Raw genomic sequence first — 20,639 nt, forward strand, 5'->3', positions numbered from 1 at the left:
GAGGCCGGCTGTCCGGCCGACTTCCGGGTCTCGTGAGAACATCACGAGACCCGGCTTTTTTCGTGACTTTGTGGCAATCGCGTGCAGCGGGTGGCGCCGGCGGATCATACTCGGGCGCCTTGAAAGGATCGGAACCTTCGACCCTGTTATTGAAATTGAGCTAACACCGAAATTCCTCAATACAATAGGGAAATGGGCCAGAGCGGACTGGCTGCTAGTCGGCATTGAGTACAGATAGCTTCCGATGACCCCATCAGCCAAGGTGCCACCGACTGCGCCTTCCTAGTCTACTGGGTGGCTTAGAAACGCGGTCCTCATGCGGGCGGAAGTTAGTTCTTCGAGCGTTCTCTTGTGACAGAAAGAGGCAATGCGGATATTCTCGGCAAATGCCCCCAGGTCCCGCAAGACCTCCGTTTCATTCCCATCACCTAGTCGGGCGCAAGTCGGCCGGGAGACACTAGCCGCGCCAATCTAACCGTTCGGCCTGCTCGTCCTCGCGTCTCGCGTCTCGCTCGTAATAGTCAGCAAGCCGGATCAAAGCGTTGGCCGTGCGGGGATAATCAAAAATGATCGCATCCGCCGACTTACGATAGCGCGCTTCCTCTCTTCGCTCCAGCAATCCGCCGTCGCGAGGCATACGGGTCGTCATGCCGCGGCGGTTCATCTTGCCCACGACAAAGCCGTCGATCATTTCCTTGCTGTGGAAGAGATCAATGACCTCCCGAACAGCCTCGGCTGGCCAATTGCCATCCTTGCCATCTGGTGACGAGGAGAGCATATGCCCGATGCGGCTGTCGCCAATATCAAGGCGGCCCGCCTCGCGGGCGAGCTTCCTCGCCTCTTTGATCCATTCGGTCAGTCTGATCGGATCGATTGAGCTATCGTTCTGTGTCCCAGGAATTCTGTTCCAGTGTCCGAGCAATGCATAAGCGCGGCTCGCCACTGCTTTCGCCATTTCAGGTGTCGCGGGCACAGGCTCGTCCGCGTCACCGTCTTCATCATCGCTTTTTCGATAAACGGCTTTCAGGAGATCGACAAAAAGCTTTGGTTGCTCCGAGAGCTCGGCGAGGAGCGCTTTTGCAGGTCGCTGGGAATGCTCCAAAACTTCGAGATAGTTCCATTCAAGCGTCGCGAGCGCTTCTCGTTCGACATCATCGCGATTGTCCAGGATCTGCATGAGCTCCGCAACATGATGGCGAAACATGCCGAGTTCATTATGACCTGGATCGCCAGTGAAGGGTTGCTTTGCTGCCTCGGTCAGTACCTCAATGACTAGGTCCGAAGGAAGATCGGACTCCCGCATCCGGCTAGCGAGCCCCACCGCTCGCAGTGGCGCGCCCGTCTGAATGAGCTTGCGTACCGCATAGACGATGTCGTCCTCGCGATCATCAATCCACATGACCCGCGCGGTCCGCCAGTATGTCGTTTCGATCGCGCCGCCAATTTCGGAGATTTGGTTCCAGACCCAGCGCTCGATAGGCAGGGCGCGTAGCAATGTGAGCAGTGCCTCATCGGCCCACTTTTCAGCAAGTGCTTTCTCAATCAAGCCCGTGGACCATTCTCTATCGCGATCACGTGACGAGCAGACAACGAGACCATGCGCGACATCCCGCTCCAAAGCGTTATCGGATTTCAGGAAAGACTGAAGCAGGTCGTCGAATTCCGGCGGAGACAGGCCGGCGTCGTAGAGCGCCTTGCCGATATAGCCTGGGGCTTCCACTTGTCTTGCAAGTTTCTCGATCGCCGGAATTCCTCCGGCTTCGAAAACTGCCGCAGCGGCACGCTGGCGCGTTTCCTCAATATCGCGCTGCTCCGTTTCCCACCCAGCAGAGCCGCGGTCAGGGAGCTCCACGGTCTGGTTGAATAGCCATGCTACCCGCTCGATCGGATCGGCAGGAGCGAACCGATGATAGACTTTTTCCAAGGCAATCAAGACAGGCTCGTCCAGCGACCAATCGGCATCGGGGAATTGCCGATGTCTGTGGAGAGTTGAACGGAGCTTGCGCCACAGGGTAGCGCGAGCGTCCTCGTCGATCATCTTCGGCTCGGCGGCGGCAAGGTTCACCAGTGCGACTTCCGTGCCCGGAACGAGGTCGGCGAGGCAGTCCAGCAGGTCCGACCACCGCTGCGGATCGAGCCCTGCATCATCGAGCAAACGCTTGCTGATTTCCGTTGTACCTCGTTCTACGAGCCCCCAAGTGAGGGCTTCCTCGTCATCAACCGAATAGTCACGCCACCGCGGCACGGCAGACGGCGTCATGTGGTCGCGTCCTTGCGGAAGTATCCCGATCATCAGCTTCCAGGCACTGGCTGGCTCGCGCTTCCTGATCAGGTCAAGTGCTTTCAGCCGCTCGTCGAGTGTCGCAAATGTCTCTGGATGCCATAGAAGATGGATGTTGCGGAGGCTGTTGGCCGGACCGTTCGTGAAGCGACGCGGTTTTGTATCAATCGCGTCGAGGCGCGCGAGCACATAGGTGACACGCGGCATGAGTTGCTTTGACCAGGCAAGAGATTCGAGTGCCCACATCAGGTCAGCCAAATGTTCCTGCCCGGTAATCCCACCTCCATCGCTTCCGAAAAGCGCCTCGATTGGGGGCTGATCACGATCAAGGCTTTCCTCGATAGCGTCCAGGAATGCACCCGGAGAGGCTTCCGCGAGGAGCCTGAAATCACCTGAGAGAGACCACCATCGATGCCCGTCGGCTCCCTGAAGGAGTTTTCGCACGATATGATCAACACGTCGCCCCACGTCTGGAACCGTCCGGACCCTGTCGCCCCATAGCGCCATCAGTATCATCGAATGGCCGATCCCGTGACGCAGGAGGCCAGAGTACGGAGGTTGAATTCCGCGGACGTTGGCCATCCAGCGGTCATCTGGTTCCATCTCGAAACGGGGGTCCGATGCGCCCAAAACATCCAATGCCGCAGCCTCATATCGGGAGATGTCATCATTGGTAAGATTCTGAGCAAGCAGAAACCAGGCATCGATTGGCGAGGTTACACGCCATGCCGGCCCGACTTTCTGCAAGGGGCTGTCCAGGTCGCGAACCATAGGAGTGAGCTCCTTGATGATTTCTTCATACGGCTGGCCAGCGATTTCCTCAAGAATGCGGCAATCATCCTTTCTCTCATCGTGCCAGCCGCCGATCAGCAGCGCTGCCAGCAGGGCGCGAGGGGGTGACGTGACTGCCCAAGCCGGCAGGCGGCCTGGTGCACCCGGCAGGCGTCGCCGCAGGACCGACAGCTCGCGCGCACTGTCGCGCGCAAGCGTCTCCGCCCGCGTATCGGACATGCCCGCTGCAATAAGCGCGTTTGCAATGCCTTCGCGAGATGGCCGGGCAAGCGTCCTCACATCTCCATCGCCAGCCGCCCGCTCATCATAGATCTGAAGGACGAAATGGCCCTTCCCGGCTAGGACCCGGCTGAGGCCTGGGTTTGGAGCCGTCAAAACGAGTATGAGAGACCCCGAAGCATCTCCAAGCTGTCGCGCAGCATCCTCGGTGGTAGCCACAAGGCAGCGTGCGCGGTAAGTCTGTGCAAATTCATCCGGCAACTCGCTCAATGCCGCGTGAAAAAACGCCACCGCTTCGTCGGCCGTCGTCGCCCGGAGGGACATGACCGACGGGGGGCTTCTCAGCCATCGAAGCACGGCCGCGACATCCTCGTCGCGGTCGGTAAGGACGAGATCGGCCGTGAGCGGCAGTTCTGTTGCCTGCGACCACTCGCTCCACACGTCCTCCAGTTCACGGGTTTCGTCGGGGCGCTTGCCGAGCCTTCTGGCCAGCCAGGCACCGACGGCCGGGCTTTGCTCGATCCAATGCACCAGGTCGTTTGCATCATAGACCCGAACGTCGCGCCACGGACCCTCCTTCTTTCGCGTCTTCGCCCATTCGTCTTTCCCCGGCCAATGCCGGGGTGTAACGAAGATGTAGGTCGCATTGGCAGGCTCGATGGGTGACGGATCCAAGCTGCGCTTCGCGTAGTCTTCGCTGGCTTTATGAGAAACATTCTTGCGCTGGGCGCCGATCTCCCAGCCAGTCTCACCTTGCGGGACGTAAATACTTCCTTTGGCAGCAATTGTATGCCCGTCCCAGCCCGAATGCCGGACACCTTCATCGGAAGGAAACCGCAAGTGGGCCGATCCGTGTGTGGCACGGACGAGGTTTGCAATCAGAGTCGGCAGACCGGAGACGCCGTCATTGCGGTCTGCCCAATCCGAGAGATCCTGTGCGCTGACCCAACGAATGGGAACGCCCGGTCGATCGGACACGTCCATTGGGGGAATGGCTGGACCGATGACTGCTCCTGTTGGCAAAAACCGAACGCCGGCGCTTTCAAGCGCACTCCTGATCGCTTGGGCGTTGTTGGCGACAGGTGTGCGTTGTCCCCGTTCGAAATCAGCGATCGTAGAAGTCGCTACGCCAGCAGTCTTGGCGAGGTCCTGCTGAGACCATGCCAAGAGGGCGCGCGCGGCGCGCACGTGTTTAGGTGTCAGTTCGGAGGTTTGGCTCGACTTCATCATGGTCATACGAAATATATGACGTCACGAAATTAATTCAACCTGTTATTTTTTGACGGCAGGATGTATATATATGCCGACATAAGGTAACAACCGAGGCCACGATCATATGAACTATCGGGATAGCGCGCTCGAACTGGCCAGATCTCGCGGCATCGTGCGGGCCCGTGATTTCAAGTCGGCCGGCATTCCCCTCGTCTATCTGAAACGCCTGACCGATTCCGGCGACCTCGTGCGACTTGGACGTGGACTGTATCAGGATCCAGACCGTGTTGGTGAGCACGTCGCGCACGATCTGGCAGAAGCTACCCGGTTGATGGCGAATGGCACAGTCTGCCTGCTCAGCGCACTTCGCCAACACGAATTGACCACTCAGCTACCGCATGCGGTCTGGATGATGATCCCTCATAAGGCAAGAGCGCCGATATCACCATCGTTTCCAGTAAAAATCGTGCGGGCAACCGGTGATGCCCTAACATCCGGCATTGAGAGGATTTCGGTCGAAGGCGTCGATGTGCCTATCTATGGCGTGGCAAAAACCGTAGCGGACTGCTTCAAATATCGGCGCCTTGTTGGCGAGGACGTCGCGATTGAAGCGCTTCGCGATGCCCTGCGATTTCGCAAGACGACACCGAACGAACTCATGAAATACGCAGCGATCGACCGGTGCTCGGCGCGCATGGAGCCTCTGATCCGGGCGCTACAGGAATGACTAAAATCATCAAGGACAAATCGGCGTCTATCCGCGCAAGACTGCTCATGCACGCAAAGCGGTCTGGTGAGGAATATCAGCGTACACTAACGCGCTTCGCCATTGAACGTTTGTTGTTTCGCCTCAGTCAATCGGGCGTGCGCGACCGCTACGTTCTCAAAGGAGCGATGCTCTTCGTAACCTGGCCAGAGAATGTCTTTCGACCCACCGGCGATCTCGATCTGTTGGGTCACGGCGATCCTGACCCCGAGGCGATAGTTGAAACCTTCCAGCAAATCTGTGCGGTCGAAGCCGACGACGGTTTGCACTTCGACCTCGCTAGCATCAAGGTCGATCCGGTCCGGGAAGCGGACAAGTATCAGGGCGCTCGTGTCATGCTGAATGGCGAGCTCGCCAAGGCGATCATTCGAGTGCAAGTTGACATCGGCTTCGGAGATCATGTCTATCCGGCGCCTAAGCTGGCGTCGTTCCCGAGCATTCTTCCGGATCTGCCGACGGCCAGCATACTGATGTATCCGCCCGAGACCGTCGTCGCGGAAAAGTTTGAAGCAATGATCCGTTTCGGACTGGCAAACGGCCGGATCAAGGATTTCTATGACATCTGGCTCACTACACAGATTTTTCAATTTCAGCTCTCGACTGTGATCGATGCGGTCGCCGGCACATTGGCGCGCCGCGGAACGGCCGTCCCAACCGCGAGGCCCGAGGGATTTTCGCAGGCCTACGCTACCGTCGCTGCGGAGAAAGGTTTGTGGAGCGGTTTTCTCGAGCGCAACCCGCCAATGCTGGCACCTCCCGCCTTTCCTGAGCTTCAGCGCCAGCTCACGCGTTTCTTCGAGCCAGTCATTGCGGGCGTTAACGCCCCCGGCGGCGACAGTCGCTGGGACCCAGTCGAATACAGCTGGCGATAGCCGATCGGAATCTCGCCTGTCCGCACTCCGCAAGCCACTCGGGCGTCGCCCACCCCATTCGACATCTGGCTTTTACAGTTGATGGGATACGAACCCGCGACCCAATACTATGATTTGCCATCCACATGATATCGTTGGCTCTTCGCATTAACCCGTGCCGTGGTAGCTGCATCGAACGCTGCGGAGTATTGTGGGAAGCAGCTACCAGAGAACGGGTTGGTTAAACCTGGATCGCCTACGATTGCTGACTGATCCGCACGATCAACACCACGTTCTCTCCTAGTTCTGACATTGGACATCAAGATGCAACGCATTGCCAGCTCAGTTGGTCGTGAACTTCTCAGAAATGGAAATAATGCGCATGGTCTTCGTGGCGCGAGTGAGAGCCACGTACCAGTCCCGATTAGTCATGGTTTCCGAAGACACAATAATTGCACGGTCAAATTCCAGCCCTTTGACCAGAAGAGTGCTTCCGATGCTGCGATCACCTAGCCGCCGACCTGCATGGCGAACTCGATTTTGAACGTCCCATACAGAGTCGCTAAGAGTGGCGAGTTGGCGGGCCGCCTTGTTCTGCAGGGCGTCTCGCATCGCGTAGAACATCTCGCGTCGATAGAGATGAGCGTCAGGCCGATCCCGCATTCCCTGAAGAAACGCCAGCATGGCCAGTTCTCCGCCTGTGGCGACGACGTCGTCAATTGCTGGGAAAAGAAAGCCAAACTTCGTTTGACCGCGACGCCGGCCCTGTTGGCGAGCGTCGATGGCCTTATTCAGCTCTGCTTTGTCGGCGCCAGTCATGCACTTGGCGGCGAAGTTGAGCAGTAACTTCAGGCGCGCGACGCCGGTCGTGGCGTCAATTGTGCGCGCCGCCGAATGCAGCGTCTTGCAGCTAACGGCCTCGATATTTGAGAAGCCTTGTTTTGCAAGCTTCTTGCCAAGGGCGGATCTGCGATTTTCGCTGACGCTGTCGCCGATAACGATGAGGTTGCCGAGGTCGTTTTCGTCCATCGCCTCGAGGCACTGGCCGACAACCGTTTTTTGGTGAAGTTTGGCGTCAGCGGGCAATGCCTTCCAGGTCACGCATTTGGGTCGGGAGCTCAGGTCGATCTGATTGTTGCGCTCCAGTCCGGCGCGAACCGCGCCGAGCCACTCAGCCAATTCCTCGTTGTTCTCCCTCTTCCAACGCCAGGGCGTAAGCAGCTCTGCAGCACGTGCGAATGTGGGGAAGACGTCAGTGGTCCAGTCGACGGGCTGCTGATTGCGAAAGTCGAAGATCGCCTGCATCGGATCGCCAAAAACGCATGTCGGGAGAAGGTTCGCCAAACGTTCAACGACCTGATGCTGTTGCACGGTGCAATCTTGGTATTCATCGACGAAGCAGCCGCCATATGAAGCGATCAGCACGCCGTCGACTGCGCCGCTGTCGAGGAGGCGTGCTCCGGCCGAATAGACGCCGTCCCATTCCGCGGTTGTTGTCGGAACGGTCGCAGTGATCCCCGAGCGCTGCGGAAATGAAGCGGCGAACCTCAGGCACCAGCCAGCAATGGTGTCGACGCGGTACTTGTCATTCGGAACGCGATATTTCTTCATCCGCCGAGTGATTGCGTCCACGCCGGCATGCGTATGTGTGAGGATCAGCCGTCGCCGACTGGAGATCGCAACGGCGAGAGCGATCTGTTCGGTCTTGCCACATCCAGCGGCGGCGACGATGCTCCCACGGCGGATGCCGGCGGCGAGCCGGGAAATTTCTTGATCATCCGCCATCGACCCAGCTCCGTATCGCGACGATACCCTTTGCGAGGGGCGTTTTGGGGATGGCTGTGAGGTTTGGCCCGATCACGGTGGAGAGCCGCTCTCCCCGCGTGATGTCCTTGAACCAGCTTTTATCTTTCGCGACCTTGCCGAGAACGCGGCGCACTTGCTCAGAATCACGGTCACCGCCCAGCTTCGCGTCGGTGGCTGTTGGCTGACCGGCGGCGGACAAGGCGTTGTCCATGACGGCCATGACGCTGATCTGTCCATTGAAGTCGATAGCGAGTTTGATCATAGCGCGAACACCTTCCCAGGGTAGGTCAAGGAAGAGCCGTTCTTCCGTCGAGCATTCGTCCGGCCACTGATGGACGACTGCCCCTTTGTCTTTGGCTCTTTTTAGCGCGTCTTGGTTCGGTGGTTCATCGGAATCAAGAAGGAGGAAGACGTCATAGCCGAGATCCCGGAGGTGCTCGGCGACGAGCGGCGCGTTGTCTTTGCCACCGCCATCGATGGCGACGACGCTTTGCAAAGCGAAGGAGTCCTGCTCTAGCGTTTGCCACCAATCGTCCAGACCGCGTGCGAGGCCTTGCTCGGTCCGGCCTTCACCTACGATGACTTTGCGAACGAGGAACGCTTCGGGCGTCCCTCGAAGATGTCGTTGTGCGGTGTTGGGGTCTTTCGCCGTCGCTGCGACTGAGGCGACCGTCGTGGTGCCGCCTTTTGCGCGGACGGCAAAGATGTCCGCGGCGGTTAGCTCTCGAATGACGACCGGCGAGTGCGTCGTGGCGAATATCTGAGGCTGTCCGGCGCCTTCGTTCGTCTTGGGCGTTTTCAAGTATTTAAGGAGGCGCGCGACGCGATGCGGCTCTAGGCCGTGTTCGATCTCATCGATGATCGCGATGTGAGGTGGGCCTGCGTCATGTTGCAGGGCCGACACCAGCAAGCGGGCGGAACCCGTGCCCAGTCGGCGTAGGGGGAGACTGCCGTCATGAAGTGAAATACCCCCAGACGTGAGGCTGACACCCTGGACGTCGAGTTCAGCAGTAAATTTGCCTCGAACTGGAACCGCAAACAGCTTGCTGAGTTCTTCGGCGCGGTCCACGGCTTTCTTGAAGACACCTTGATCTGCCGCCTTGAAAGACATGCGGGCCGCGCGGCCCGCCTCTGCGAGCTGAAGACTGAACCCTTCGCCCGCCTCGCCAATACGTGTGAGCACTGACGTTCGGCCCCAGCCGAGATGCCTTTCGGCGAAAGGGCCTAGCCGATTGGTGGCCAACTGCTTGGCGTCTTTGTACCTTACGGTCGGCGGATCGATCTCGGCAGCGTCTATACGATCGTTGTGAATGGACCATCGCGCTTCGAGCGATTGGTCGATTACGACCATAATAGAGAGAGCCTCGTCGAGGCCTACGACCGGCTCGTCGATGATCGTTGCGGCCACTGGATCCCAACCGCGCAAATGAAGGCCGTAGCGATCTTCAGTGATGAAGCTGGGAGGGAGCCCAGACAGCGTGATGATGATCCGTATGGGATCTTTGATATTCAAATCGTAGAAATCGCAATCGTCTGCGAAGATAAACGAACGCGGATTTAAGCACAGCTCGATTGCGTCAAGGATCGTAGTTTTGGTGGAGTCGCCTGGCCCGATAAGGCAGTTCATACCGGCGGCGGGGGCCCATGTAAGGTTCTTGATGCCTCTGAAGTTCTCGATCTCGATGAAGACGATGCGCATTCCATGCCCCCAACGGCTAACTCATGTGGTCAGTTCCAATTTCGTCTCTACTTGACGCTCGAAACTCGGTTCAGCCGAACTTCAAGTTTTTCATATCCCCAAACGCTCGTTTTCACTTTAAAGCGACGTGGGTTGCTCACTCGGATACCCAGTATTGGCGCCCCTGATACTCAATCGGCCGGCGGTTCGCTTGCCAAGGCTTCCTTGCCACCCGAAGGATAGTCGACGCCGGATATGAAGAGAGAGACTGTGTCACCTTCGACGAAGATGCTGTCCGCTTCGCTGGTATGGGAGCCAGTGAGAGGATCTCGCGCTCCCGACATTTGACCATGTGCCGTGTTAAACGTGATGCTTTCACCGATGACGTAGCCGTATCGGACATAGTCGGACCCGTGCAAACCGTCTGCGCCCTTCGGGTAATTGGCGAACTTCACGACGTTGTACTGCGGTTTCAGGAGGCTGACGAAGGCCTTCTCGGCATCGGCGACGATACGCTTGTGATCGTAAGCCCCGCTGAAGTCCTCGTTTTCGAAGTCGTGGTCCGGTTCGAAAGTGGTCATGATCAATGGCTGAGCGCGAAATAGGAAGAGCATAATCTCGTCCGAAACGCGTGCGCCAGGGTATCGTTGCGGTTCGTTGGAGAGGATCTCCATGCGCGCTTTGTGGCCGCGGCTGATGAGGCGGTCGAAGCTGTCGCCGACCTTCGCGATACCCACATAGAGCAGATCATAGGTGGCCGCTTTTGTGTAGCGCTCGAAACCGGTGATGCCGGAACGTCCGCGTGAGCGATCCCAGATTAACTTTTCCGTCGTGAACCATTCGAGGACTGTCGATCCCGGTTCGTCGACCGGCCCATCCCAGAGTCGTATCAGCTTATTGCCGGCCTCTATCCAGTAGGTACTGCTTGGAGCTGCGGCAACGCCGGGGAGCGCGCGCAAATTGAGGGCAACTGCATCGACGCAGTCGTCGCCGACAAAGAAATCCAGCGTCATCACGTGGGCATCGGCGTCGACGGCAACGTTCCGGAAAGTTGCCTCGGCGCGACCGCCGATCATGTAAAAGTCACTCCCGCGCCAGAGCTCCTCGACCTCGGGAACGTGCTGGAGCCATACTGCCTCTTGGCTGGATATAGGCGGATAAACCGTCTCCATGACAGTCAGCTTAACCTTTTTCTTCGTTGATGCGTTCGTCATGGTTCAACGACCGTATCGTAGCCGAGTCGCTCTCTCGAAAAGAATAGGTCGGAAAAATGTAACGTCATAAGGCCAAATGTCTTTCACGAGCCTCCCTACACTTGCAGTGCCTCGGATTGATTCGCAATATAATTGCAAATGATTCTTTAGGGTGGGGGAACATGGCAGAGATCACCGGTGAAGTGCTTGACGCAATTTTATCGGGCGATCCAGACGAGTTGGGCGTTCATTTACATCTCGTCGAACGTGACATTGTAATCGATGGCCACAAGGTTACGGTGTACTGCCATTGTTTGGCGACTGATGGAAACGGCAAGGTAAAGCTGAAGCGGCTCGCCGAATTCATGCGCCATGCAGCTGCCGATTACGCCATCCCTCGGACACGCATTGAAGAGGCAAGGCAGCGGGATGCAAAGTTCCGATCCACATCGGCAATCGCAGCGTTGCACGAAAAAGCAAGAGCGGTGTTCACCGATCTGGCCAAGACCGGCGAGGGAGGCGAAATGCTCTTGTTCCTCTTGGCAGAGCGATTTTTGGGTATCCCGCACGTCCTCTGCAAGATGGATCTCAAGACTGACAGCCGGATGCACTATCATGGCGCCGACGGCGTCTATGCATCGGTTTCTGACGACGGGAAATTGAAGCTCTTCTGGGGCGAATCCAAGGTCTATAAGGATCCCACTGACGCAATTCGCGACTGCCTCAGTTCCCTGGCGCCATTTTTGATTGAGGAAGACCATCTTGGATCATCCCGAGAGCGCGACTTGATGCTTTTGAGTGATAAGGCGGACCTCGGCGATCCGGAATTGTCGGGCGCCTTCCGTCGCTTCTTCGACACGAGTTCACCACTCTCGAACAGAGTCGAATACTGCGGGGTAGCGTTGGTTGGCTTTGATGCAGATTTCTACCCTGAAGACGATGGACCAGGTGTACTCGAGGATATGGTGGACGCCGCAAAGAAAGGTCTGAAAGTCTGGTCGACATCGGTAGGACGAAGGCTGGCCGCAGAGAAGCTTCAGCATTTCGATATCCATTTTCTCTGCCTGCCGCTTCCTTCCGTCGACAAGTTCAGAGAAGCGTTCCTTGAGGCGATGGGCGCTGATGTCTGAAACCGAACTTCAAGATTGGCTTTACGAGACGTCGTTGCGCAGCGAGTTACAAACGCTTGGCCTGGTCACCACTCTTCTGGAGCTCGACAATGTAGCTCAGGAGCAAGCGCTGGCGGATGTCACGTTTGATTGGCAGCGTTTGCTGTTCGCCGCGAGCATCCTTTCGCGCTCGAAGAAGCGTCTGCACCGCGAAGCAAGCCTTCGCATCGCGACCGGAGCGATGTTGCTTCCGACTTCAGATCCAGTTCGCGACGCAGCCGCGGTGTTGTTTGATAAGCTGTCAAACCGCCGTTCGGTGGTTTTGGCTGAGCAGCGCGGACGGCTAAAGCCGGATCTGGAAGCAAGGCTCGGCGTCGCGCTCAGAATTGAAGACCAACGTAAGCAGCTCGAGAGCTCTATCCTCTTGGAGGCGACGGGCGAGCGCTTGCCAGTCAACGAATTTCAACTTGAGTTCTGGCGCGCAGCTGGTCAGGAGCGGGCTTGGCTGTCTGCCTCCGCACCCACTGCATCTGGCAAAACCTTCCTTGTCTTGAAGTGGCTTGTCGATTGTATAGCAACCGAGAAGATCCGGCGGGCGGTCTACCTTGCGCCGACGCGCGCTCTTGTCTCGGAAATCGAGTCGTCTCTGGCTGATGTCGCCGCTCAATCCGGGCTCGATATCGAGATCTCGTCACTTCCTTCGGCGCAGAAATACGCTGCCGCGGAGAAATCTGGCAAGCGATGCGTCTTCGTCTTCACCCAAGAGCGATTGCATCTTCTGGCCAACCTGTTGCACGAGCGTGTCGACATCGATCTCGTTGTCGTCGACGAGGCTCACAAGATCGGTGATCCACAGCGCGGTGTCATCCTGCAGGACGCCATTGAGCGCCTGCTCCGATCAAGCCCGAAGATGCGTGTAACATTCGTAAGCCCTGCCACACAGAATCCGGAAGTGCTGCTCGACGACGCACCGGAGAGCACGCCAACAATTCCGATAGACAGCGATGTGGCGACCGTGTTGCAAAACATCGTGGTCGCTCATCAAGTTCCGGCCAAGCCAGCTAAATGGGCACTCAAGTTTCGGCACAATGAAGAATACCTGCCTCTTGGGACGCTAACGCTTGCAAATAAGCCAGGCACCCTGACGAAAAGGCTGGCCTTCATTGCAGCAGCCATTGGTGAGCGGGGCGGCACGCTTGTTTACGCGAATGGGGCGGCCGAGGCCGAGGACGTCGCGGATCTCATCAGCCAGTTGCTTCCGAAAAGGAAAGAGATCGACCAGGAACTGGCCGACCTTGCAGACCTTGCGCGAAAGTGCGTGCACAAAAGCTACAGGTTGGCACCACTGGTGGAAGCCGGCGTCGCTTTCCACTACGGAAACATGCCTTCACTTATCCGCTTGGAAGTTGAGCGTCTATTCAAAACAGGAAAACTCAAGTTTCTCGTCTGCACGTCCACGCTGATAGAGGGCGTCAACCTGTCCTGCAGGACCATTGTGGTTCGCGGTCCCCGCAAAGGCAAAAAGACGCCCATGGAGCCGCAGGATTTCTGGAACCTTGCTGGTAGGGCTGGCAGATGGGGAGACGAATTCCAGGGTAACATCATCTGCATCGACGCTTCCGATGAAAAAGCGTGGCCATCCGGCGTTCCACAGCGGACCCGGTATCCGATCCGGCGAGAGACAGATACCGCTCTTTCGAAACTCGAAGAGCTCGCCGCTTACATTGAACAGCGACCATTGGGTGTGGACCTTGACCCCGCGCAGGTCCGTGCCTTCGAGCAGGTGGGCGCCTATTTGACGACGGCTTTCATTCGCGATCGCTCTCTGATGGGTGCGCCGTGGGCGAAGCGCCAGCCCGTCGCCAACTTGCAACGTCTCGAACAAGCACTCGCCAAAGCGACAGTAGGTCTCGATGTCGCGGCCGACACTGGCGCTCGAAACCCCGGTGTAAGCCTGATCGGGTTGCAGAGGTTGCTGGAATTCTTTCGTAGCTACCCGGGTCCGCCTGAAGACCTGTTGCCTGCACCATCCGAGAGTGATGATGCATATGACCGCTTTTCGAACATGATGGAGAGGATCAATGACAACGTCCTTACCGTCTTCTTGCCGAAAACGCTGATACCCTTGCATTCGCTGACAGTCTTGCAGTGGCTCAAGGGCTTCTCTTTGCCGACGATCATACGCAAGAGGATCGAGTATCTACAACGCCGCGACGGTGAGGTCGATACGGCCGGCATCATTCGAAATACGCTCGAGATGATTGAAGGCACGGCTCGCTTCTTAGCTCCTCGGTATTTCTCTGCGTATGTCGATGTGTTGAACCAGCATTTGAAGGCAATAGATCGGGAAGACCTGATCGACAGCGACCTAGATATCGGCGTTGCCCTGGAATTTGGCGTGAGTTCCGTGACCCTGCGCTCATTGATGGAGCTTGGCATGTCACGCATTGGCGCGGTGGCGCTTTACGAGATTGTGGCCGTGGATGACCTCGACGAGGCGGCGTGTATTCAATGGGTCGTTGACCGGCGTGACCAGTTGGATGCCATCGGCTTGCCGTCAATCGTCGTCCGCGAGGTACGCGAGAAAGTCCTCACAAAAGCGTTGTTGAAGGAGTAGCAGATGGCAAAGTCGGTGGAGCTGTCGAACGGTCGGGTATGGAAGACCAAGAAGGCTGCTGAGCAGCATTTCCGAGATATGCTAGCGCGCTATCGCGATGGCGACCACATATCGGATTATCAGGACCACATCGATCTGTCGGCGCTTCTGGAGCGTTTCGACCTGCTCGTTTCTGACGGTCCCTCAAAAATCGGCGCCGGAATAAAGCGGTTTGAGAGGCGGTTGAACAAAGGAGACGGTTGGTCGAGCCCAGGATTTTGGGTCGTGCGGGTGGACGGCACACCAACGGATTTCAGTTACGTCCAAGCGGTCGTCGGCCGTCCTAAGAGCGACGCAGACGAATTCTCGGTAGCCTGCCATAATGCTGTGTCGCGCGACTTGCTGGGTATGAAGCAGAAACAGTTCGACCACTTCGCCGATGCTGACGGACTGATCGCGTGCGATATCACCGGCAACCTCGTTGCATATTCCGAGGCGCAGCTCAGCCATGCTCACCCTCCTTTCGGGATCATCGTGAAAGAATTCCGGAAATCCAAAGGCTGGGGGGACATTGTCCCACCTGGTATACTTACCGCGTCGGCCGACGCCCAAATATCAACCCACTTCGCAGATGACGCGATTGGTCGGGAGTTTCTGAATTTCCATCACGACCGGGCCGTTCTCAGGATCGTCGGCAAGGACAGACCTCCAACAAGCATGTCCGCAGCAATCACTGTTAATCGGCCGCTTCGTTTTCGATAGCGAGTATTAGAAGAACGATGCTGCCAATGAGAATGGCTACCGGAAGCTGGCCAAGAAAGGCAATATCCGGGATCATGCGCAGAAAGCGGTGGTGTGTCAGCTTACGCTCAGATCATTTCTGGTCATGCACAAGAGCTAAGGCTGTCGGTTGCGCGCACGACCAGGAAACAGACATGAAATGCGAGCAGGCTCACGAGCGAGATCCATAATGCCATCGGCCTCGGCGGCGCCTCGGAAGACGAGGAGAAGATGATGCTTCTGGCTATTGCGAAGCTGGAAGAAGAGGGCCTGATAAATATCGAAGACGCTCCCTTGGATAAGCCGATCGCGGAGAGGGAGAAGGCGGCCGGCTAGCGAACATCCGTTCGTTTAACGGTGGAAGAGCTTTACTGGCTGCTGGCATAGATCTCCCTTCCGGACCATCCCGGTGAGGACATGAAGCACAGTGTAGCAAATGGAGCACATGAAGCACCGAGAGCACTATGATCGGTCTCGCAAACGTTTGAAATCATTAACGAATTCGGAAAACCCCGTCACAGACGTAACAACTCGCAATAGTAAGATGCACCATCTTGCGAAAACCTAGCGATATGAAATGATAGATTTAGAAACTCATCTTACATGAGTAAATATCTAAGTCATTGATTTTACTGTGTTTTGCTTCTACCGTATGGACAAGGTCATCGACGCAAGGGGGTCCAAACCTCTTGCAGGCCGACAAAGGGCCGGGTCCACACCGGCCCACCCACCTTTCAGGAGAATGGATATGGCAAAAGACGGATCGACTATCGCAAAAAAGCAGCTACTACAGCGTGAACAGCTCTGGCCTGGCGCAGAACCCTGGCTGTGGCATCGCAAGGCAAACAAGGGCTTCGCCACCATCCCGAAGACTATGCCCCTGATCCTCCAGATCATGGACGACCTCAGCAACGGCAAGCCGCTGTCCGCAACTTATCTGGGCCTTTGGTGCGAGACTTGGGACAATTCCATGGTGAACGTCTCCAAGCATCAGGAGATGGCCCACGCGGCTGGCTTTACAGGACAGCGCGCCGTTTACACTTGGAGCGGCCGGATGCAGCTTCTGCAGTCGCTGAATTTCATCGACATCAAGCCGGGCCGCTCCGGGGCGATTAGCCACGTCATTCTGTGGAATCCGCACCGCGTAATCCGCTTCCACCACGAAAAGAAGACTCCCGGCCTCGTCGAGGCCAACTACAATGCTCTGCTTGAGCGTGCCATCGACATCGGTGCGAACGATATGATCGACCAGGTTGTCGTTCCACCTCCGGCGCCGGTCCCTCCTACGCCAAGCCCTCCACTTTCGACGACCCCCTCGGCAATGGTGTTGCCTCCTCAACCGATTGCTCCCGCGCCGCCGGCAATGCCGACGACATTGGAAGAATTGGGTAATATGAACACGGATAACCTTACGAGCCGCTCCTAGAATAGCTCACGTCGGACGCTCTTATGAAAAGCTTTAAAGAATTTAATGCCGAGCTGAACGCGCGGCCGGTCCTGGATGAGATCATACTGACCAAGGACGGTAAGATTTTTGAGTTGTTTGAGGATCGAAAATGGATCTCCGGACGGTTCGATCGCAATATCGGAATCGATCAACCGGCGAGCGGCGCCGGTCAAGTCCATGCCCATGTCTACGGCCGAAAGAACAACGAACTTGTGGTCGTGAATTTCGACGGAACCGCGAGCCATGGCGTCAAGGGCAAGCTTTCCGACAAAGATGCGGATGCGCTTCGAGCTCGCGGCTTCAAAATTCGGTCTGGAAACCTAGTTGAATGGCTGGTTGTGAAATCACCGCCTAAATTGCTCTTCGGGTAGTGTTTAGATAATGCAATTGCACTGCGCAGCCGAGCTCAGTTCATGTCTCGGCCCATGCCCTGAGCAACTGGAATATTCGTGAGACTCACAATTTCCGAACGACGTCGATCATCGGAGACGGCACCCCAATGTCAATCTGGTTCACCGGAGCCTTATATTTCATCCCGAGTGTGATGAGCCCTTGATCGCTGTCACGGAAGAACAAAAGCCTTTCCTTGTGTTTAGCCTGGTATTGATTTGCGAGCTTTGCACGCTGTCTTTCGAGCTTGAACTTCTTCCAGGCCCCTTCAGGGCGCCAGTCAAGACGAAGTATTACGCCCGGACTTAAGGGAAATGGTATAACCGCGAAGCGATCGCCCAGGCCAGCCCCATAACCCTGCAGATCTGGCGGGCCACCCCCCTTGACCCAGAACACAGGATTGTCGCTTGTGACCAGTTGTTGTTTCTCGCTGACCTCAAAGCTCCAGCTCATCCGCGCCATCAGATGCATCAAGGTCTCGGCTTGTTGAAAAGCCAGAAGACCGACCCTCCGATCAACGTTCATCGTGAACATTTCGTTGCTGTGAAGTATCTCCCGCACGGCCGTATCCGCAGCCGTTATTTCGCCCTTTGCCTTCTTCTGACGAAACTCACGCTCCATTTCATGCCTGCTGCCCCATAGGGCCATTTGACCCATCGTTTGAGCAAACTGCCGAAGCTGCGCGGGGCTTCGCGCAAACATGGTCGCGAGAAACGCCGCAAAGTCGAGCTTTGCAACCGGTGTCAAAGGCCGGAAGGCTAGAAGTTCGGGATAGATCTTGGCGGCTTGCGACTCGATCTTTGCGAGGGTGTCCTCGATCACGTCAATCCGGGCGCCATCCTCACCTGTCGGCGTGTAGATGTTGGTCTCGAATGCAGTCTTCTCAGGAGTTGTCTTGCGAGCACTCCCGGTGACACAGTCATGGGTCCAAAGCTCTCCATCCTCCTGTGTGAAATGCCTCAGGTAGAACCGGGGTACGACATGCTGTCGTTTCGTTCGTTCGCTCATGTCATCACCACTGTTGCAGCCCTCGAGTTAGCAAAATCAAAAGATCCCCCATGCTCGAAACCTCCCCCTCCCCGTCATCTCGCGCAAACCGAGTTCCTCAATGATCCGAAGCGCCGCCCGCGGCGTCACCTCGAGCGTTTCGGCGACCATGCCGGCCGAGACCAGCGGCCGGGACATAACCAGCTCGATCAGGCCCGGCAGATTTGAGGACGAGCGCCGGCCGACCAGGCGCCGCTCCAGCATCGTCCGCGCCAGCACCAGCCGGTCGTGCTCCCTGAGGCCGAATTCCGCAGCCGCAATGATCCCATTGACGATTGCGAGCAGCCGGGTGTCTCGCGCGCGATGACGGCGGCGCTCGACGGCAATGGATTTCAAGCCGAGATTGATCGCGACCAGATGCGCCGTCGTCGTCAGGCCCGCTTGCCGCAGCGCCGCGGCCGCCAGCAGCCGGCCAAGCCACGAGGCGTGCTGCAGGACCTGCAGGCTGTTCCAGGCGTCGAGCAGCAGCGCCGCGCGCAGCACCGGCGGCAGGCCTTCGGTCCCGTCCACCGCGACGCGCCATTCCGCCAGCCGCTCGTCCTCGTCCCAATCAAGATCGTAGACCAGCGCATCCTTTTCGAGGGAGGTAATAGGTCCCGGCGCGCTTGCCTTTGTCAGCGCCGCATCCGACCTGGCCAACACCGCGTCCATCGCGGCAATCTCAACAGCGAGTGGATCGGACGTGTCAGGCCCCTCCCCGCTCGGCGCAATCGCGGCTGGTTTCCCAGACGCGACCTCGGCGCCGTCTCGCGCACCAGTCCCGGCTGTCATATCGTCTCCATGACTGCGGAGTATCCTGATCCCGTCAGGGCTCAGTGCCCAGGCGGCGGGTTGCCCGGCGATCCGCCGTCGGCTGCGCAGCACGTCGGTGGCGATCGTCAGCTCATGGGTCGGGGCACGGACATCGAGATGGGCGTCGTGAAGCACCAGGTCCTCGAGATGGACCAGTTCGCCCTCGATCCACAGCGAGGCGCACGCGTCGCTAAAATGCGCTCGCTCGATCAATCCCGACCCGACCGCCGAGCGAGCGATGCGCTCGTCGAGGCGAGCGAGCGCTGAGGCCGCGTCCGAAATCGGCCGCAGCAAGCTGTTCAGAGGCAACTTGGACAAATCATAACGCATTGAAACTATGGTAAATGATTTGTTAAACGGACGCTATCTGATATTTAGTGTCCGTCACTAGGCGATGTTGCCGGTTATCGCCATCGCTTCCGATAAGTACTGCGTATCGGGGGTGTAAGACAGGCCGCAGCCTAGGTTGGCACCTCCCCTCTCGCCGGCACTACGCCAACGGCACTCTTGCCGCCAATTCGCTTCCCCTCCCCTCCTCAACTTCCCTTGCTTTCCGGCGTTTCCGCCAAGGAAGCCCGCTGGCGCACGTTTGTCGCTGCGGACGCTCCGATACCCATGCGCAGCCGCATTTCGAGTCTGGTGGGCCGTTCTCAAACAGATAAAACACGCTTGCAACTGACCATTTTCTCACGCGTTCTTTATCTGTACAAACTAACTTGAAACGAGACTGTTAAAGGCGCCATGGCAAAGCGACAAACCGTTAACATCCACCAGCCTCCTAAGCGGCTGATCGGCTACGCCCGGGTGTCCACGGACGATCAGATCCACGATGCCCAGATCGATGAGTTGCGGGCAGCCGGCTGCGATCGGATCTATCAGGAGCACGGCTCCGGCGCATCGCGGGCTCGACCGGTGTTGACGCGGATGCTCGGCGAACTCACCGCGGGCGACGTCCTGGTCGTCGTCCGCCTCGATCGACTGGCCAGATCGGTGAGCCATCTCTTGTCCGTCATCGAGGACCTCGAGGAGCGGGTCGTGCATTTCCGGTCAATACGGGACCCGATCGATACGTCAACGCCACAGGGCATGTTTTCCCTCCAGGTCCTCGGCGCGGTCGCGCAGCTCGAGCGGGCGCTGATCGCCGAACGCACCAAAGCCGGCATCAAGGCGGCGAAGGCTCGCGGTAAACTTCCTGGCAACCCGGGCCTGCGAGAACGGCGTCCGGAGGCGATCAGGGCAGTTTCACGAGCGCGGGAGAAACTTTATCTCGATGAGCTCATCGCGTCGGCGCAGATGTGGCTGCCAATGGTGCGACAACTGCGCCCGCAACATAGCTGGGATAATGTCGTGCGGGTACTCAACCGTCGCGGTCACGACTGGACCGTCGAGCGCCTTCGTCGCGCCGTTCATCGCCTGGTTCGCGAAAAGCTCGCGGAGAAAGAACTTCTGGCCCGCTCCCCGCGTCGCGCCCCCGAGGACCACCTCATGAAGTTGGCGGCGGCGATCTCTATTGCCGATCCCGATCTGTCACTTCGCGACATTGGCGCGCAACTGGACCAGATGGGAGAACGGCCTGCGCGTGGCGGCAAGAAGTGGCAGCCCTCATCCGTTCGAGACCTGCTGGACGAAGCCCACCGCTCTGGCCTTATTCGCCGGTGACAGCGCAATTCATCGGGCGAG

Annotated in this window: 14 protein-coding genes; 8 read left to right on the plus strand and 6 right to left on the minus strand. The window is 57.7% G+C overall.

The genetic code is table 11. The features are described 5' to 3' along the window. Nucleotides 1–457: 457 nt before the first annotated feature. Nucleotides 458–4,519, minus strand: coding sequence for a helix-turn-helix domain-containing protein (locus tag K290_RS0119940; protein ID WP_202595630.1), 4,062 nt, complete (start codon nt 4,517–4,519; stop codon nt 458–460). Nucleotides 4,520–4,628: 109 nt separating this feature from the next. On the opposite strand from K290_RS0119940, the gene K290_RS0119945 reads away from it, so the two are divergent. Further along, nucleotides 4,629–5,231, plus strand: a complete 603-nt coding sequence (locus K290_RS0119945; RefSeq protein ID WP_028753524.1) for a type IV toxin-antitoxin system AbiEi family antitoxin domain-containing protein — start codon at nt 4,629–4,631, stop codon at nt 5,229–5,231. Continuing rightward, nucleotides 5,228–6,142, plus strand: coding sequence for a nucleotidyl transferase AbiEii/AbiGii toxin family protein (locus K290_RS34575; RefSeq protein ID WP_051264140.1), 915 nt, complete (start codon nt 5,228–5,230; stop codon nt 6,140–6,142). The genes K290_RS0119945 and K290_RS34575 overlap by 4 nt, the downstream gene beginning before the upstream one ends. A 321-nt stretch (nt 6,143–6,463) precedes the next feature. Here K290_RS34575 and K290_RS0119955 read toward each other — a convergent pair whose 3' ends face one another. The 3 genes from K290_RS0119955 to K290_RS0119965 form a co-directional block, all read right to left on the minus strand. Then, the gene (locus tag K290_RS0119955; protein ID WP_028753525.1) at nt 6,464–7,906 is read right to left on the minus strand and encodes a UvrD-helicase domain-containing protein; all 1,443 of its coding nucleotides are present in this window, start codon (nt 7,904–7,906) and stop codon (nt 6,464–6,466) included. Continuing rightward, nucleotides 7,896–9,626, minus strand: a complete 1,731-nt coding sequence (locus K290_RS0119960) for an ATP-dependent nuclease (protein WP_028753526.1) — start codon at nt 9,624–9,626, stop codon at nt 7,896–7,898. The genes K290_RS0119955 and K290_RS0119960 overlap by 11 nt, the downstream gene beginning before the upstream one ends. A 170-nt stretch (nt 9,627–9,796) precedes the next feature. Continuing rightward, nucleotides 9,797–10,819: a hypothetical protein gene (locus tag K290_RS0119965; RefSeq protein WP_028753527.1), complete on the minus strand. Its 1,023-nt coding sequence runs from the start codon at nt 10,817–10,819 to the stop codon at nt 9,797–9,799. A 161-nt stretch (nt 10,820–10,980) separates the two neighbouring features. On the opposite strand from K290_RS0119965, the gene K290_RS0119970 reads away from it, so the two are divergent. From K290_RS0119970 to K290_RS0119995, 5 genes are all read left to right on the plus strand, one after another. Then, on the plus strand, nt 10,981–11,928 hold the full coding sequence (locus K290_RS0119970) for a HamA C-terminal domain-containing protein (RefSeq protein ID WP_028753528.1): 948 nt from the start codon (nt 10,981–10,983) through the stop codon (nt 11,926–11,928). Beyond that, complete coding sequence (locus K290_RS0119975; protein WP_028753529.1) at nt 11,921–14,524, plus strand: DEAD/DEAH box helicase; 2,604 nt, start codon at nt 11,921–11,923, stop codon at nt 14,522–14,524. Before K290_RS0119970 ends, K290_RS0119975 begins: the two co-directional genes overlap by 8 nt. A 3-nt stretch (nt 14,525–14,527) precedes the next feature. Next, entirely contained in the window at nt 14,528–15,265 is a 738-nt protein-coding gene (locus K290_RS0119980) for a DCL family protein (protein ID WP_028753530.1), read from the plus strand. Nucleotides 15,266–16,031: 766 nt separating this feature from the next. After that, a complete protein-coding gene (locus tag K290_RS37980; protein WP_183932626.1) occupies nt 16,032–16,709 on the plus strand; it encodes a hypothetical protein in 678 nt (225 codons plus the stop codon). 23 nt (nt 16,710–16,732) lie between these two features. Continuing rightward, nucleotides 16,733–17,101, plus strand: a complete 369-nt coding sequence (locus tag K290_RS0119995; RefSeq protein WP_028753531.1) for a hypothetical protein — start codon at nt 16,733–16,735, stop codon at nt 17,099–17,101. 85 nt (nt 17,102–17,186) lie between these two features. Here K290_RS0119995 and K290_RS0120000 read toward each other — a convergent pair whose 3' ends face one another. Together K290_RS0120000 and K290_RS0120005 are read right to left on the minus strand one after the other, a co-directional pair. Next, nucleotides 17,187–18,128, minus strand: coding sequence for a DUF4238 domain-containing protein (locus K290_RS0120000; protein ID WP_028753532.1), 942 nt, complete (start codon nt 18,126–18,128; stop codon nt 17,187–17,189). A 36-nt stretch (nt 18,129–18,164) separates the two neighbouring features. After that, nucleotides 18,165–19,289 (minus strand): RHE_PE00001 family protein, encoded by a 1,125-nt coding sequence (locus tag K290_RS0120005; RefSeq protein ID WP_028753533.1) that lies wholly within the window; start codon nt 19,287–19,289, stop codon nt 18,165–18,167. Nucleotides 19,290–19,700: 411 nt separating this feature from the next. Here K290_RS0120005 and K290_RS0120010 point away from each other — a divergent pair, with 411 nt between their 5' ends. Continuing rightward, a complete protein-coding gene (locus K290_RS0120010) occupies nt 19,701–20,618 on the plus strand; it encodes a recombinase family protein (RefSeq protein ID WP_028753534.1) in 918 nt (305 codons plus the stop codon). The last annotated feature ends 21 nt before the right edge of the window (nt 20,619–20,639 follow it).

Origin of the sequence: Rhizobium leucaenae USDA 9039, assembly GCF_000426285.1 — a bacterium.
GTDB lineage: Bacteria > Pseudomonadota > Alphaproteobacteria > Rhizobiales > Rhizobiaceae > Rhizobium > Rhizobium leucaenae.

Coding starts and splice junctions, on each gene's coding strand:
- K290_RS0119940 (WP_202595630.1), bottom strand. CDS start 4,519: ATGAAGTCGAGCCAAACCTCCGAACTGACACCTAAACACGTGCGCGCC.
- K290_RS0119945 (WP_028753524.1), top strand. CDS start 4,629: ATGAACTATCGGGATAGCGCGCTCGAACTGGCCAGATCTCGCGGCATC.
- K290_RS34575 (WP_051264140.1), top strand. CDS start 5,228: ATGACTAAAATCATCAAGGACAAATCGGCGTCTATCCGCGCAAGACTG.
- K290_RS0119955 (WP_028753525.1), bottom strand. CDS start 7,906: ATGGCGGATGATCAAGAAATTTCCCGGCTCGCCGCCGGCATCCGCCGT.
- K290_RS0119960 (WP_028753526.1), bottom strand. CDS start 9,626: ATGCGCATCGTCTTCATCGAGATCGAGAACTTCAGAGGCATCAAGAAC.
- K290_RS0119965 (WP_028753527.1), bottom strand. CDS start 10,819: ATGACGAACGCATCAACGAAGAAAAAGGTTAAGCTGACTGTCATGGAG.
- K290_RS0119970 (WP_028753528.1), top strand. CDS start 10,981: ATGGCAGAGATCACCGGTGAAGTGCTTGACGCAATTTTATCGGGCGAT.
- K290_RS0119975 (WP_028753529.1), top strand. CDS start 11,921: ATGTCTGAAACCGAACTTCAAGATTGGCTTTACGAGACGTCGTTGCGC.
- K290_RS0119980 (WP_028753530.1), top strand. CDS start 14,528: ATGGCAAAGTCGGTGGAGCTGTCGAACGGTCGGGTATGGAAGACCAAG.
- K290_RS37980 (WP_183932626.1), top strand. CDS start 16,032: ATGGCAAAAGACGGATCGACTATCGCAAAAAAGCAGCTACTACAGCGT.
- K290_RS0119995 (WP_028753531.1), top strand. CDS start 16,733: ATGAAAAGCTTTAAAGAATTTAATGCCGAGCTGAACGCGCGGCCGGTC.
- K290_RS0120000 (WP_028753532.1), bottom strand. CDS start 18,128: ATGAGCGAACGAACGAAACGACAGCATGTCGTACCCCGGTTCTACCTG.
- K290_RS0120005 (WP_028753533.1), bottom strand. CDS start 19,289: ATGCGTTATGATTTGTCCAAGTTGCCTCTGAACAGCTTGCTGCGGCCG.
- K290_RS0120010 (WP_028753534.1), top strand. CDS start 19,701: ATGGCAAAGCGACAAACCGTTAACATCCACCAGCCTCCTAAGCGGCTG.